This is a genomic window from Olleya marilimosa CAM030 (assembly GCF_000518485.1).
Classification (GTDB): domain Bacteria; phylum Bacteroidota; class Bacteroidia; order Flavobacteriales; family Flavobacteriaceae; genus Olleya; species Olleya marilimosa.
Window position 1 is genome coordinate 341,725 of the sequence record NZ_KI912443.1, and the last position, 15,519, is coordinate 357,243.

Consider the following 15,519-nt stretch of genomic DNA (forward strand, 5'->3'; position numbering starts at 1 on the left):
ATAGCAGTTTCGTTAGCGGTAATAGCAGAGTTTTGAGTTGTTTGCTCAGCTTCTAAAGCATCAATACTATTTGTGTTAGTTGTAATATTTGCAGTGTTATCTGCAATAGTCGTGTTTTGTGTGATTTGCTCAGCTTCTAAAGCATCAATACTATCTGTATTTGTTGTAATATTTGCAGTATTGTCTGCAATAGTAGTGTTCTGCGTGATTTGCTCAGCTTCTAAAGCATCAATATCATCAGCGTTCTCTGTGATTTGAGATTGCAATGCTGAATCATCAAAAGGTGTGACGCTTAAATCGAAGTCGTTACCATTAGCAGAAACCGTAACAGAACCATCCGTTGACTCTACAGTTTGTAACTCGTTAGTTGCGTCTGTATCTTCATCAGTAGTAATGTGGTTCGCAATAGCAGTTTCGTTAGCAGTTATAGCAGAGTTTTGCGTGATTTGTTCAGCTTCTAAAGCGTCAATACTATCTGTGTTGGTTGTAATATTTGCAGTATTATCTGCAATAGTTGTGTTTTGTGTGATTTGTTCTGCTTCGATAGCATCAATATCGTCTGCATTTTCTGTGATTTGAGATTGAAGCGCAGCATCATCAAAAGGTGTTACGCTTAAATCAAAGTCGTTACCATTAGCAGAAACCGTAACAGAACCATCAGTAGATTCTACCGTTTGAATTTCATTAGTTGCATCAGTATCTTCATCAGCAGTAATATGGTCAGCAATTGCAGTTTCGTTGGCAGTAATAGCAGAGTTTTGTGTGATTTGCTCAGCTTCTAAAGCGTCAATACTATCTGTGTTAGTTGTAATATTTGCAGAGTTATCTGCAATAGTAGTGTTTTGTGTGATTTGTTCTGCTTCGATAGCATCAATATCGTCTGCATTTTCTGTGATTTGAGATTGCAATGCTGTATCATCAAAAGGTGTTACGCTTAAATCGAAGTCATTACCATTAGCAGAAACCGTAACAGAACCATTAGTAGATTCTACCGTTTGAATTTCATTAGTTGCGTCTGTATCTTCATCAGTAGTAATGTGGTCAGCAATAGCAGTTTCGTTAGTAGTTATAGCTGAGTTTTGCGTGATTTGTTCAGCTTCTAAAGCATCAATACTATCTGTGTTAGTTGTAATATTTGCAGTATTGTCTGCAATAGTTGTGTTTTGTGTGATTTGTTCGGCTTCAATCGCATCAATATCATCTGCGTTTTGTGTGATTTGAGATTGCAATGCTGTATCATCAAAAAGTGTGACGCTTAAATCGAAGTCGTTACCATTAGCAGTTACAGCAACAGAACCATCAGTAGATTCTACCGTTTGAATTTCATTAGTTGCGTCTGTATCTTCATCAGCAGTAATGTGGTCAGCAATAGCAGTTTCGTTAGCAGTAATAGCAGAGTTTTGCGTGATTTGCTCAGCTTCTAAAGCGTCAATACTATCTGTGTTAGTTGTAATATTTGCAGTATTATCTGCAATAGTTGTGTTTTGTGTGATTTGCTCAGCTTCGATAGCATCAATATCATCAGCGTTTTGTGTGATTTGAGATTGCAATGCTGTATCATCAAAAGGTATGACGCTTAAATCAAAGTCGTTACCATTAGCAGAAACCGTAACAGAACCATCAGTAGATTCTACCGTTTGTAACTCGTTAGTAGCATCAGTATCTTCATCAGCAGTAATGTGGTCAGCAATAGCAGTTTCGTTAGCGGTAATAGCAGAGTTTTGAGTTGTTTGCTCAGCTTCTAAAGCATCAATACTATTTGTGTTAGTTGTAATATTTGCAGTATTGTCAGCTATAGTTGTATTTTGAGTAATCTGTTCTGCTACAATAGCATCAATATCATCAGCGTTTTGTGTGATTTGAGATTGCAATGCTGTATCATCAAAAGGTGTTACGCTTAAATCAAAGTCGTTACCATTAGCAGAAACCGTAACAGAGCCATCAGTTGACTCTACCGTTTGAATTTCATTAGTTGCGTCTGTATCTTCATCAGCAGTAATGTGATCAGCAATAGCAGTTTGATTAGCAGTAATAGCAGTGTTTTGAGTTGTTTGCTCAGCTTCTAAAGCGTCAATACTATTTGTGTTAGTTGTGATGTTTGCAGTATTATCTGCAATAGATGTATTTTGAGTAATCTGTTCGGCTTCAATCGCATCAATATCATCTGCATTTTCTGTGATTTGAGATTGGAGTGCAGTATCATCAAAAGGTGTTACACTTAAATCAAAGTCGTTACCATTAACAGAAACCGTAACAGAGCCATCAGTAGATTCTACCGTTTGTAATTCGTTAGTTGCATCAGTATCTTCATCAGTAGTAATATGGTCAGCAATAGCAGTTTCGTTAGCAGTTATAGCAGAGTTTTGTGTGATCTGCTCAGCTACTAAAGCATCAATACTATTTGTGTTAGTTGTAATATTTGCAGTATTGTCTGCAATAGTTGTGTTTTGTGTGATTTGTTCTGCTTCGATAGCATCAATATCATCAGCGTTCTCTGTGATTTGAGATTGCAGTGCAGTATCATCAAAAGGTGTGACGCTTAAATCGAAGTCATTACCATTAGCAGAAACCGTAACAGAACCATCCGTTGACTCTACAGTTTGTAACTCGTTAGTAGTGTCATTATCATTATCAGCTATAGAGAACGTAGTAGAGACATTATCTTCATTTATATAAGTAAATGTTTGGTTTCCGTTGTCTGTAAGTGAAGTTGTAGTTTCTAAGGCTGAAACATCAATTGTGATTGGGTTTCCGTCATTATTACTAAATGTATAAGTTCCATCAGTGTTTTCGGTTAAAGTAGCTTTACTAACTATATCAATAGTTCCATTAGGTTTTATTAAGCTAAACGTCCCGTTATTATTATCAATTAATTGAATATTATCTACATAAGATTTAGGGGTTGCATCAGTTGCATTAATAGGACTTCCAAGATCAGTAACAGTATTCCCATTCATGTCTAAATTTCCAACCATCGTGTCTCCTGTAACATTTACATATCTTGGATCGTATAATGCTGCATTAAAAGGGTCGATTGCAATCCATTCCATGTTATCTGCATCATATATGTATGTGTTTCCTACTTGAGCAGGATCTGGAGCGTCGCTATTTACCACATATATATCTCCTTCTTGAGGTGTTCCTCCAATTTCAATAGTTCCAAAATCTCCAGTTGTTGTTGTAGGACCAGTGTATACGTTTCCAATTGGAATATTTACATTACCACTTTCGTCAGGAACGCTTCCGTTAACAGTTGCTACTCTTGGTCCATAAACCCATTGTGAACCATCCCAATATATTTCGTCATTAGCATTTACTCCATCTGCAAACATAGGAAGTGTGATTTGTCCAGTTAAGTCAACAACATTTCCGAAAGTTGCTGGATTAGATAAAACTAATTCAGGACCATTTAGCGAAATGTCTTGTAACTCGTTAGTAGCATCAGTGTCTTCATCAGCAGTAATATGGTCAGCAATAGCAGTTTGATTAGCAGTAATAGCAGAGTTTTGTGTGATTTGTTCAGCTTCTAAAACGTCAATACTATCTGTGTTTGTTGTAATATTTGCAGTATTGTCTGCAATAGTTGTGTTTTGAGTAATCTGTTCTGCTTCGATAGCATCAATATCATCTGCGTTTTGTGTGATTTGAGATTGCAATGCTGTATCATCAAAAGGTGTTACGCTTAAATCAAAATCGTTACCATTAGCGGTAACAGCAACAGAACCATCCGTTGACTCTACAGTTTGTAACTCGTTAGTAGCATCAGTATCTTCATCAGCAGTAATATGGTCAGCAATAGCAGTTTGATTAGCAGTAATAGCGGTATTTTGAGTTGTTTGCTCAGCTTCTAAAGCGTCAATACTATCTGTGTTTGTTGTAATATTTGCAGTATTATCTGTAATAGTTGAGTTTTGCGTAACCTGCTCAGATTCAATCGCATCAATATCATCAGCGTTCTCTGTGATTTGAGATTGCAGTGCAGTATCATCAAAAGGTGTTACGCTTAAATCAAAGTCGTTACCATTAGCAGAAACCGTAACAGAGCCATCAGTTGACTCTACAGTTTGTAACTCGTTAGTTGCATCAGTGTCTTCATCAGTAGTAATATGGTCAGCAATTGCAGTTTCGTTAGCAGTAATAGCAGAGTTTTGCGTGATTTGCTCAGCTTCTAGAGCGTCAATACTATCTGTGTTTGTTGTAATATTTGCAGTATTGTCTGCAATAGTTGTGTTTTGTGTGATTTGTTCGGCTTCAATAGCTTCAATATCATCAGCGTTCTCTGTGATTTGAGATTGCAATGCTGTATCATCAAAAGGTGTTACGCTTAAATCGAAGTCGTTACCATTAGCAGAAACCGTAACAGAGCCATCAGTAGATTCTACCGTTTGTAATTCGTTAGTTGCATCAGTGTCTTCATCAGTAGTAATGTGGTCAGCAATAGCAGTTTCGTTAGCGGTAATAGCAGTATTTTGAGTTGATTGCTCAGCTTCTAAAGCGTCAATACTATCTGTGTTTGTTGTAATATTTGCAGTATTGTCTGCAATAGTTGTGTTTTGTGTGATTTGTTCGGCTTCAATCGCATCAATATCGTCTGCATTTTCTGTGATTTGAGATTGCAATGCTGTATCATCAAAAGGTGTTATGCTTAAATCAAAGTCGTTACCATTAGCAGAAACTGTAACAGAGCCATCAGTAGATTCTACAGTTTGTAACTCGTTAGTTGCATCAGTATCTTCATCAGTAGTAATATGGTCAGCAATAGCAGTTTGGTTAGCAGTAATAGCAGAGTTTTGCGTGATTTGCTCAGCTTCTAAATTGTTAATGTTAGCAGTATTAGTTGCAACTTCAGCACTTTCATCTAACGATGATAGATCAGCAGTAATAGTTCCGCCAGCATCAGTTAATTCTAAATTTGTGCCATTAAGGTTTAAACCTGTGTTAAGCTCGTTAGTGCTATCCGAATCAGCATCACTAAAAGAAATTGTGGTGTCTAATCCAGATTCGTCTGTATAGGTAAACGTACCATCGTTATTTGATACGATTGATGTAACCGTTTCATTAGCCATAACATCAACACACAAGCTATTCCAAGCATTGTTGTTATATTGAAATAAACAGTCTTCATCTGTATTATACGCTATTGCACCTTCAAGAGGTGTTATAGCGTTCATTTGGGCTGTTGTAATCCTTGTAACAACAAGTGTTTTGGTCGTGCTTTCTAATTCAAGGACTGAATTTTGATCAATATCCTGTGGATTTTCACCAATCTTAACTTGTGCAAACACGTTAGTCGTGATTAGGATGGCTAAAAGAAGTAGAATTTTTTTCATCTTAGGGGTTTTTGATGTAAACATATGTGTAATAACTCTATATCTACGTAAAAACAGTCTTTTGAGTTTTACTTGTCGATGAAGTGTTTGAAATACTCGATAAAAAGCATAATAAAAATTAAAATAATACTTGTTAATCTAACAATTAGTACTATTTTTGCCTCCGGAAATGCGAGAGTAGCTCAGTTGGTAGAGCGTCAGCCTTCCAAGCTGAATGTCGCCAGTTCGAACCTGGTCTCTCGCTCAAAAGCTTCATCATAACGATGGAGCTTTTTTTTTGGAATATAGTTAGATGTTACTTTATGATCATGATAAAATAACATCTAATTACATGAAAGAAGACTTTATAAGGTTTAATGTAAAGGTTATTATTTCACCTTTAATTTAATTCATTTAAAAACGTGTCTGTTTCAATTTCATAAGGCTCAGTTCCGTGTTCAAAAACTCTAGCATTTAATTCGCCTTTAAGTTGTATAGATTGTCCTTTAACTTCTAACCAACTACCTTCCCTAAGTCCAATAACCGGTTGAGTATTAAATTTATGAAACTCCTTAATTCTAGTTTCTCTAGTTTCTCCCATATGTTTACTAGAAGGGTTAGGATCTAAATAATGAGGATTAATATTAAAAGGCACAAAGCTTAATGTTTTAAAGCTTGGCGGATAAACAATTGGCATGTCATTGGTAGTGCACATAGTAAGACCACAAATATTACTTCCAGCACTTGTGCCTAAATAAGGTATACCATTATTTACAGCAGCTTTTAAGGGGTTGATCAGCTTAAATTTATACAGTGCATTAACTAAAACAAATGTGTTTCCGCCACCAGTAAAAATACCTTTAGCATTTGTAATAGCTTCTATTGGATTTTTAAATTCGTGTAATCCTTTTACTGTAATACCAATTTTAGCAAAAGCTTTTGCTGCTTTTTTTGTGTATTCATCATGTGTTATACCACTAGGTCTAGCGTAGGGTACAAAAACAATGTCTTCTATATTTTTAAAATGAAGTTTTAATGTATCTAATAAATAGTCTAAATATTGACCAGAATGAAGTGTTGAAGTACTTGCGATTATTAATTGCTTCATAATTTTAGTTTTTGTAAATTTAGGTATTAGAAGCTTTTAACAAAAGATTATTAATACTTAACATAATAATTTAGCCTAAAAGTTTTTAATTTACCTAAAATCAACCATCATGAAATCATATATAATTGCATTTTTTCTTTTAGCTTTAAGTTTTGCTAATGCGCAAGACAGTACTAGAGTAGAGCTTAAAGGTAAGGTTATTGTCGCATCGCCAGATTTAGAGGGTATTACTGTTTATAACTCTTCGTCTAATAAAGGTACAGTAACTAATGCTGACGGAGAGTTTACTATTAGTGCAAAACTTAATGATAAGATTAGTATTTCGGCATTACAATTTAAGGATTTTACGGTATTAGTGGCTCAGGAGGTTTTAGACTCTAAACAAATGAATGTCTTTTTAGTAGAACAAATTAACAAGCTAGATGAGGTTGTTATTTTACCTTATGATTTGTCTGGAGTTTTAGAAGAAGACATTGCAAACATCGAAACCTTTAATCCAGATTTAGATGCTATTTATTTTGGAATTGGTGATATAAGTCTTTACGAGTTTGCTGATGATGAATATAGTAAAGTAGAAAATTTAGCAGCAATGAGTCAGAATGATAGATTGCGATACCAAGCAAACGGAATGTTAATTTTAGGAAGCTTAGTGGATTTGATTTTTAGTAAAAAAAATAAAAATAAAAAAGAGACAAAAGAAGTCTTATATCAATCAGCATCTTTAAGTGATACATATAACCATAAATATTTTACAGACAATTTTAATATTCCAGAAGCAAAAGTAGAAGCCTTTATGGTCTATGTAGAAAGTAATAATTTTGATGTTAATTTACTAAACAAAGGTAACGAGATGCAATTAATAGAGCATCTTAACACGCAAAGCAAAAATTTTTTAAAAGAGAAAGTTGAAAAAAATTAACCTCTTTTTATGTTTTATTTTATTTGTAAGTGTTCAAGCAGCTTACGCTCAGACTGTTGAGTTAAATGGAACAATTACAGCTGAAGACGATATTGAAAGCATTCATATATTAAATAAAACGTCTTTAACCAATGCAACATCAAGCAAAGACGGAAGCTTTACTATTAAGGCTAAATTAAACGATACTATTATATTTTCTGCAGTACAATATACATTACTTACCAAAGTAGTTAGTCAAGAGGATATAACTTCAAAAACAATAGCAGTCACTTTAAAATTACAAACCAATCAATTAGACGAAGTTTTTTTAAAAAGGTCTTTGTCAGGAAATTTAGAAGACGATTTGTTGCTTCTAGAGGCTAAACCAGTAATTAATTTTTATGACGTCGGTATACCTGGTTATCAAGGAAAACAAAAAACATCTGCCGAAAGGGTTTTACATGAAGCAACCACAGGAGGTGGATTAATTCCATTAAATCCTTTGCTAAACGGTATATCAGGTCGTACCAAAAAGCTAAAAGAAATTGTAAGACTAGAAAATGATGATGCCTTATTAGTAAGACTTAAAAATGACTTAAAAGAAGACTTTTTCAAAGACAATCCTTTGGATCAAAAACACCACACAGATTTTTTTTACTTTGTACAAGAAGATCCAGATTTTAGAAGTGTTTGTAGCAAAAGTAATTTAGATGCTTTAGCTTTTTTTAAAAAGAAATTAGACCAATACAATACTAATTTAGTTACTAAACAATAAATACTAATTTTGGAATACTTTTTGTCTATAATCCATTAGATTTGTAACCATATTATACTCATGAAAAAAATTAAACAACTACTATTTATTATTGCATTTGCACTGTTTTCCTTTACATCAGTACACAAATATTATGTAAGTATCACGCAAATAGAATACGTAAAAGAAAAACAATCACTACAAATAATATCTAGAATTTTTGTTGACGATTTTGAAAAACTAATACGCAATCGTTACGACAGTAACATTACCTTAAATAATAATGAAGATGAGGTAATTATAGATCAATATGTTAAAAAGTATTTGCTTGAAAAAATAGATATTTCCATAAATGGTCAAGCTAAAGCCATATCATTTATTGGAAAAAAATATGATGATGACATCATGTATTGTTATCTAGAAATCGAAAACATTGCATCAATCAAGAGTTTTGAAATAAAAAATAAAGTATTGTTTGATCTATTTGATGATCAAAAAAACATTGTACGCACTAATATTAACGACAAAAATAAAACCTTTGTGTTGATACCAGAGAAAGATAAAGGTTTGTTAAACTTTTAACAAAGACTTTAAACAACGTTAATTTTTGTTAAATTCACGTTCTTAAAGTAACAAACTATCACAATGAAAAAACTAAAGTATTTATTTCTTTCAGCTTTATTTTTGTCCGTAAGTGCTTTTGCACAGGACCAAAATGAAAAGAAAGAACGTCAACCAGGTCACACCAACAACAACAAGTTTAAACAGTTGTATGACGAGTTTTCAACACCAAACATGTACAGAGCAGCATCAGGTGCTCCAGGTTCTGCCTACTACCAACAACAAGCAGATTACAAAATGGACATCCAATTGGATGACACAAATGCAAAACTTTATGGTTTTGAAACCATAACCTACACCAACAATTCTCCAGATAATCTTAATTATTTATGGGTACAGTTGGATCAAAACATGCGTGCTAAAACATCTTTAACACCATTAATTCAAGATGACGCAGCACAACCAGCAGATACACCTGGTAACTTTGCAAACAAATACTTAACCGATGCTTTTGATGGTGGATTTAATATCCAAGAAGTAAAAGATACTAAAGGTAATGCATTACCACACATGATCAACCAAACGATGATGCGTGTAGAGATGCCTTCAGTTTTAAAATCAGGTGAGTCTTTTTCGTTTTCAATCAAATGGTGGTATAATATTAATGACCACGTAAATGGTAGAGGTCGTTCTGGTTACGAGTATTTTCCAGAAGATGATAACAGAGCATACGTTATCGCTCAGTTTTACCCAAGAATGGCTGTTTACAATGATGTCGAAGGATGGCAAAATTCTCAGTTTTGGGGACGTGATGAGTTCGCATTACCTTTCGGAAACTTTGAAGTAAACATTACAGTTCCAGAAGATCATATTTTAGATGGAACAGGAAAGTTAACAAACAGAAAGGATGTGTTTTCAAAAGAAATGATGAAACGTTATGAGCAAGCTAAAAAATCTTATGACGAGCCTGTAGTTATTGTAACTCAAGATGAAGCAATTGCTAAGCTAAGCACAAAAGCAACTAAAACTAAAACATGGAAGTTATACGCAGAAAATGTACGTGACTTTGGTTTTGCAACATCAAGACGTTACATCTGGGACATGATGAGTGTTAAGATTGGTAATAAAGATGTTATGGCAGTATCATTATATGGTAAAGAAGGAAACCCATTATGGGAAGACTGGTCAACTAAAGCAGTAGCAAGTACTTTAAAGTCTTACTCTCGTATGACTTTTGATTATCCTTACCACAAAGCAATATCTGTGCATGCTAAAGAGCAAGGAATGGAGTATCCAATGATCTGTTGGAATTATGGTCGTCCTGATAAAGATGGAAACTATAGTGACAGAACTAAATTTGGAATGATGTCTGTAATTATTCATGAAGTAGGACATAACTTTTTTCCTATGATTGTAAATAGTGACGAGCGTCAATGGACTTGGATGGATGAAGGTTTAAACACATTTGTACAATATGTAGCAGAACAAGATTTTGGAAAATGGTATCCAGATGCCTTATCTGAAGGACAAACAGCATATCCATCACGTCGTGGACCTGCAGCAAACATTGTAAGATATATGGGTGGAGATCAAGATTACATTGCTCCAATTATGACTAAAGGATTAAATACTTACCAATTTGGTAATAATGCATACGGTAAACCAGGAACAGCACTTAATATTTTACGTGAAACTGTAATGGGACCAGAATTATTTGATTATGCATTTAGAGAATATGCTAACAGATGGAAGTTTAAACACCCAACACCAGAAGATTTTTTCCGTACAATGGAAGATGCCTCAGCATTTGATTTAGATTGGTACTGGAGAGGTTGGTTTTATACAACAGACTACGTAGATATAGGTGTTAAAGAGGTTAAAAAATACTTTGTGTCTAACGAGCCAAATGCTGAAATTAAAAAAATGGCAGAGCAAAGAGGGATGAAGTTAAGTGACTTACCACCTTTAGTATTTTTTGTAGAAGAAGGTGCGGATGATTTTGATACTAACTTAAAAGGTAAGTCTGCTCTAGAAAACTCTAAAACTTTAAATGAGTATGTAATGGATAACTTTACTGCTGAAGAGCGTGCTAAAATAAAAGAACCAAAATTCTTTTATAAAGTAACTTTTGAAAAGCCAGGAGGATTAGTGATGCCAATTATAGTTGAGTATACTTATGCTGATGGTACATCTAAAACAGAAACGTATCCAGCACAAATCTGGAGACTTAATGATAAAGAAGTAAGCAAAACCTTAGCAACAGAAAAAGAGATTGTAAGCATTACTGTAGACCCTAAATTAGAAACTGCAGATGTTGACACGTCTAACAATTCTTGGCCAAGAGAAATGAAGGCTAGTGAGTTTGATAACTTTAAACAGCAAAACAAAAACTAAATAGTAGTTTGCTATAATATTATAAGCCCTTAAAACTTAAGTCTTAAGGGCTTTTTAATTTTGTATATTTAGCATTCTAAATAAATAGTTATGTATACATACAAAGCAAAAATAATAGCAGTCTATGATGGTGACACGGTAACAGCTGTCGTTGACTTAGGGTTTTTACATTCACAAGAAATGAAATTACGTCTATACGGAATTGATACACCTGAAATGAGAGGAGCAGAGAAAGAAGAAGGTAGAAAGGTTAGAGATATTGTTAGGAATATGATATTGGATAAAGAAGTAACCATTCGTTCTTACAAGGATAAACAAGGTAAATATGGTCGATATCTAGCCAACATTGTATTAGAGGATGGATTAGAGTTAAACCAATGGTTAGTAGATAATGGTCATGCTAAGCCTTATTTGTTATAAAAAAAAAGCGACTACTTATTTAAAGTAGTCGCTTTTTTAAATTTTAAACTATTACTATTGTTCCATTCCTGGAGGATATTTTTCCATAATTTTAGTTACAAAAGCTTTGATGCGTTCCTCTTTTTTATCTACATTTTTAGATAAGTATCCAGTACCTTGACCTTGCCAAACTAATTCTTTTTTATTTGCGTCAATTAAGTCCACATACAAAACACCTTGAGTGGAAGTAGAGACTGTAGGTTGCATATTCCAACCCCATCCCCAACGAGGTCCACCCCAACCCCAAGCACCAACTCCCCAATTGTTGTTGTAAACATCAACACGTTGATTGGATTTAGTAAAGATACTGACTAATAGGTCTGGTTTTTCAGATTTAGTATACCCTTTAGCTAATAATTCAGATTCAATAGCTCTAAGGATGCGACGTTTGTCAATATCATTAATTTCGGCTTTATCAATTCCTGATTTAAAAAAAGCAAAAGTTTTGTAGTTGTTAAAATCTACAGCTTTATCATAATCTGCTGCTACTTTAACTGAGCTACAAGAGGTAAATGCTATTAGTAATAGCAATGCTGGTAAAATTCGTAATGTTTTGTTCATGGCGATAATATTTATAGTTTAACTTAATTTAATAAAGCATCATCAACAAGATTAGGTAAAGTTACTTTTAAATTTGGTTCAGACTCCATTGCGCGTTTGATAGCAAAAATAGCTTCTTCGTTTCTAGCCCAACTTCGTCTTGATATTCCGTTATTTACATCCCAGAACAACATTTGTTTTAATCTTATTGATGCTTCTTTAGTACCATCAAGAACCATACCAAATCCACCATTTATAACTTCACCCCAACCAACACCACCACCATTGTGGATGCTTACCCATGTGGCACCTCTAAAACTATCTCCAATAACATTTTGGATAGCCATATCTGCTGTAAAGCGTGATCCATCATAAATATTAGACGTTTCGCGATAAGGACTATCTGTGCCAGAAACATCGTGGTGATCACGACCTAATATAACGGTATCAATCTCTCCATTTGCTATGGCTTGATTAAAAGCTTCAGCAATTTTCATACGACCTTCTGCATCTGCATATAATATTCTTGCTTGTGACCCTACTACTAGTTTATTTTGTTGTGCACCTTTTATCCATTGTATGTTATCGGACATTTGTTGTTGGATTTCTTCAGGAGAATGTTGCTTTATTTCTTCTAAAACTTGACAAGCTATTGCATCTGTTTTTGCTAAATCCTCCGGTTTACCAGAAGCACAAACCCATCTAAAAGGCCCAAATCCATAATCAAAGCACATAGGACCCATAATATCTTGCACATAACTAGGGTATTTAAAATCAATACCGTTATCAGCCATAATATCTGCTCCAGCTCTTGATGCTTCTAATAAAAAGGCATTTCCGTAGTCAAAAAAGTAAGTGCCTTTTGCTGTGTGTTTGTTAATAGCATTAGCATGACGACGCAATGTGTTTTGTACTTTTTCTTTAAATAATTCGGGTTGATTGGCCATCATAATATTAGCTTCGTCAAAAGTAATGCCTACAGGATAGTACCCTCCAGCCCAAGGGTTGTGTAATGAGGTTTGATCACTACCTAAATCAATATGTATATTAGCTTCATCAAATTTTTCCCAGACATCAACAATATTTCCTAAATAAGCAATGGAAATGGTTTCTTTTTCGGCTTTAGCCTTATTAACACGAGAGACTAATTCATTTAAATCCATAATCTTCTCATCAATCCAGCCTTGATCTAAACGTACTTGTGTGATTTTTGGATTGACTTCTGCACAAACAGTAATACAGCCAGCAATGTTACCAGCCTTAGGTTGCGCACCAGACATTCCGCCAAGTCCTGAGGTTACAAATAAATGGCCTTTAGGTTCTTTTTTAATTTTCCTAAATCCGTTTAAAACAGTTATTGTTGTTCCGTGTACAATCCCTTGTGGACCTATGTACATATAACTTCCAGCAGTCATTTGACCATATTGCGTAACACCTAAGGCATTAAATTTTTCCCAATCATCTGGTTTAGAGTAGTTAGGTATCATCATTCCATTTGTAACGACTACTCTTGGTGCTTCTTTGTGACTAGGGAATAATCCCATTGGATGACCAGAGTACATGACTAAAGTTTGCTCATCATTCATCTCTGCCAAATACTTCATGGTTAAGCAATATTGTGCCCAATTGGAAAACACACCACCATTACCACCATAAGTAATTAACTCATGTGGATGTTGTGCAACTGCATAATCCAAATTATTTTGAATCATTAACATAATAGCAGCTGCTTGTTTGGATTGTGCAGGATACTCAGATATTGGTCTAGCATACATCTTATATTCCGGTCTAAAACGATACATATAGATACGACCGTAAGTATCTAATTCTGCTTTAAATTCTGGTAATAATGTTTTATGATGTTTTTTGTCAAAATAACGTAAGGCATTTCGTAAAGCTAATTTTGTCTCCTCACTGCTTAATATTGCTTTACGTTTAGGCGCGTGATTTATGGAAGGGTCAAAAGGTTTTGCTTCTGGTAAATTATCTGGAATCCCTTGTAATATTTGCTCTTTAAATGTCATAGTAGTTAGTAACTTTACTTGTTTTTTATTGAGTTAGTTTTTGCATTAAATCCATATGGACAATGCCTGCAACCGCTTTGGCAGCAATAACCACGTTTTAAATGGTACTGTTCTGTAAAACAGCGGTAACCTTCAGGTGTAAGGTAAAAATCGCCTTCTTCAACTGGAATTATCTTCTTCATATCACAAAGATAACGTAAATTGGAATACATTTTGAAGGACAGTAATCATGATTATAATATCTAAATATTTAGTACCTAAAGGTTATACAGGTATGACTGTTTTTCCTTTTATTTTTTTAAAATCCAAAGTTTTAAAACAGAGTGAAACCTTGGTAAATCATGAAAAAATTCATTTAAAACAGCAATTAGAGTTATTAATAGTACCGTTTTACATATGGTATGGTTTAGAGTTTGTTTTTAGACTTATCCAACATAAAAATTGGCATATAGCCTATAAAAATATAAGCTTTGAAAGAGAGGCATATTGTAATGATACAAATTTGGAGTATCTAAAAACTAGGCGTTATTGGCAATTTTTAAAGTATCTTAGCAAGCATGAAATTTAAACCAGAACTTAGTATTAATCAAAAAATAGAACTTCCTTTTAAAAGTTCTGTGTCACTATATATAAAGCGAGAGGATTTAATACATCCAATTATTTCTGGTAATAAATATAGAAAGTTAAAATATAATATCGCTTTCGCGGAAACGCTTAATCAGGATACTTTACTGACCTTTGGTGGTGCATTTTCTAATCATATTGCAGCAGTAGCAGAAGCAGGACGTGTTTATGGACTAAAAACAATTGGAGTTATTAGAGGCGAAGAATTGCATGATAAGGTTTTAGATAGTCCAACGTTAAAATTTGCACAGTCTTGTGGTATGCAATTTAAATTTATAAGTCGTGAAGCATTTAGATTAAAATCCACACAGTCTTTTTATGAAAAAATTAAAAAAGAGTTTGGCGATTTTTATTTAATTCCTGAAGGAGGCACCAATGACTTAGCAGTAAAAGGTTGCGAAGAAATTTTGACAGAAAAAGACCATAATTTTAATTACATATGTGCTTCTGTAGGAACAGGTGGTACCTTATCTGGTTTAATTAATAATTCAAATACAACGCAAAAAGTTTTGGGTTTTTCAGCTTTAAAAGGTGACTTTTTAAAAGAAGATATTAGTAAATTTGCAAAACAGGATAATTGGCAATTAATGACAGCGTATCATTTTGGTGGTTATGCTAAAATAAATGCAGAATTAGTAACGTTTATTAATAGCTTTAAAAAGCAAAATAATATTGCATTGGATCCTGTTTACACCGGAAAAATGATGTTTGGTATTTACGATTTAATTAAACGTGATTATTTTGAACCAAATTCTGAAATATTGGTGATTCATACTGGAGGTTTACAAGGTATTGTAGGTATGAATAAAAGGTTAAAACAAAAACAACAACAGTTAATTTTATAATTG

Annotated in this window: 12 protein-coding genes and 1 tRNA gene; 8 read left to right on the top strand and 5 right to left on the bottom strand. The window is 33.9% G+C overall.

The genetic code is table 11. The features are described 5' to 3' along the window. Nucleotides 1-5,330: beta strand repeat-containing protein (locus tag M890_RS16320; protein ID WP_036597758.1), on the bottom strand; the 5,330-nt coding region annotated here is incomplete at its 3' end. A 171-nt stretch (nt 5,331-5,501) separates the two neighbouring features. On the opposite strand from M890_RS16320, the gene M890_RS0115465 reads away from it, so the two are divergent. Then, nucleotides 5,502-5,574: transfer RNA gene (locus tag M890_RS0115465), tRNA-Gly, on the top strand. Between the two features lie 135 nt (nt 5,575-5,709). Here the strand turns inward: M890_RS0115465 and pepE are convergent. Beyond that, nucleotides 5,710-6,417 (bottom strand): dipeptidase PepE, encoded by a 708-nt coding sequence (gene pepE, locus M890_RS0115475; protein ID WP_051437566.1) that lies wholly within the window; start codon nt 6,415-6,417, stop codon nt 5,710-5,712. Between the two features lie 109 nt (nt 6,418-6,526). Here pepE and M890_RS0115480 point away from each other — a divergent pair, with 109 nt between their 5' ends. The 5 genes from M890_RS0115480 to M890_RS0115500 all read left to right on the top strand — a co-directional run bounded on the left by M890_RS0115480 (nt 6,527) and on the right by M890_RS0115500 (nt 11,444). Then, complete coding sequence (locus M890_RS0115480) at nt 6,527-7,336, top strand: carboxypeptidase-like regulatory domain-containing protein (protein WP_036597761.1); 810 nt, start codon at nt 6,527-6,529, stop codon at nt 7,334-7,336. Further along, nucleotides 7,323-8,090, top strand: coding sequence for a peptidase associated/transthyretin-like domain-containing protein (locus M890_RS0115485; RefSeq protein ID WP_028284390.1), 768 nt, complete (start codon nt 7,323-7,325; stop codon nt 8,088-8,090). The genes M890_RS0115480 and M890_RS0115485 overlap by 14 nt, the downstream gene beginning before the upstream one ends. Nucleotides 8,091-8,150: 60 nt before the next feature. Then, entirely contained in the window at nt 8,151-8,651 is a 501-nt protein-coding gene (locus tag M890_RS0115490) for a DUF6702 family protein (protein WP_028284391.1), read from the top strand. 63 nt (nt 8,652-8,714) lie between these two features. Continuing rightward, complete coding sequence (locus tag M890_RS0115495; protein ID WP_028284392.1) at nt 8,715-11,024, top strand: M1 family metallopeptidase; 2,310 nt, start codon at nt 8,715-8,717, stop codon at nt 11,022-11,024. Between the two features lie 90 nt (nt 11,025-11,114). Further along, a complete protein-coding gene (locus M890_RS0115500) occupies nt 11,115-11,444 on the top strand; it encodes a thermonuclease family protein (protein ID WP_028284393.1) in 330 nt (109 codons plus the stop codon). Between the two features lie 54 nt (nt 11,445-11,498). On the opposite strand, the gene M890_RS0115505 is transcribed toward M890_RS0115500, so the two are convergent. The 3 genes from M890_RS0115505 to M890_RS16900 are packed head-to-tail and all read right to left on the bottom strand — an operon-like array spanning nt 11,499 to nt 14,229. Beyond that, a complete protein-coding gene (locus M890_RS0115505) occupies nt 11,499-12,044 on the bottom strand; it encodes a DUF4136 domain-containing protein (RefSeq protein WP_028284394.1) in 546 nt (181 codons plus the stop codon). Between the two features lie 23 nt (nt 12,045-12,067). Then, nucleotides 12,068-14,047: a urocanate hydratase gene (locus tag M890_RS0115510; protein ID WP_028284395.1), complete on the bottom strand. Its 1,980-nt coding sequence runs from the start codon at nt 14,045-14,047 to the stop codon at nt 12,068-12,070. Between the two features lie 14 nt (nt 14,048-14,061). After that, a complete protein-coding gene (locus M890_RS16900; RefSeq protein WP_191101011.1) occupies nt 14,062-14,229 on the bottom strand; it encodes a C1orf53 family protein in 168 nt (55 codons plus the stop codon). Nucleotides 14,230-14,276: 47 nt separating this feature from the next. Between M890_RS16900 and M890_RS0115515 the strand changes: the two genes are divergently transcribed. Both M890_RS0115515 and M890_RS0115520 read left to right on the top strand, forming a co-directional pair. Continuing rightward, a complete protein-coding gene (locus tag M890_RS0115515; protein ID WP_028284396.1) occupies nt 14,277-14,615 on the top strand; it encodes a hypothetical protein in 339 nt (112 codons plus the stop codon). After that, nucleotides 14,605-15,516 carry a 1-aminocyclopropane-1-carboxylate deaminase/D-cysteine desulfhydrase gene (locus M890_RS0115520; protein WP_028284397.1) on the top strand — a complete coding sequence of 304 codons (912 nt, stop codon included), beginning with the start codon at nt 14,605-14,607 and terminating at the stop codon, nt 15,514-15,516. Before M890_RS0115515 ends, M890_RS0115520 begins: the two co-directional genes overlap by 11 nt. Nucleotides 15,517-15,519: the final 3 nt, after the last annotated feature.

Coding starts and splice junctions, on each gene's coding strand:
- pepE (WP_051437566.1), bottom strand. CDS start 6,417: ATGAAGCAATTAATAATCGCAAGTACTTCAACACTTCATTCTGGTCAA.
- M890_RS0115520 (WP_028284397.1), top strand. CDS start 14,605: ATGAAATTTAAACCAGAACTTAGTATTAATCAAAAAATAGAACTTCCT.
- M890_RS0115490 (WP_028284391.1), top strand. CDS start 8,151: ATGAAAAAAATTAAACAACTACTATTTATTATTGCATTTGCACTGTTT.
- M890_RS0115495 (WP_028284392.1), top strand. CDS start 8,715: ATGAAAAAACTAAAGTATTTATTTCTTTCAGCTTTATTTTTGTCCGTA.
- M890_RS0115500 (WP_028284393.1), top strand. CDS start 11,115: ATGTATACATACAAAGCAAAAATAATAGCAGTCTATGATGGTGACACG.
- M890_RS0115515 (WP_028284396.1), top strand. CDS start 14,277: ATGATTATAATATCTAAATATTTAGTACCTAAAGGTTATACAGGTATG.
- M890_RS16900 (WP_191101011.1), bottom strand. CDS start 14,229: ATGAAGAAGATAATTCCAGTTGAAGAAGGCGATTTTTACCTTACACCT.
- M890_RS0115480 (WP_036597761.1), top strand. CDS start 6,527: ATGAAATCATATATAATTGCATTTTTTCTTTTAGCTTTAAGTTTTGCT.
- M890_RS0115505 (WP_028284394.1), bottom strand. CDS start 12,044: ATGAACAAAACATTACGAATTTTACCAGCATTGCTATTACTAATAGCA.
- M890_RS0115510 (WP_028284395.1), bottom strand. CDS start 14,047: ATGACATTTAAAGAGCAAATATTACAAGGGATTCCAGATAATTTACCA.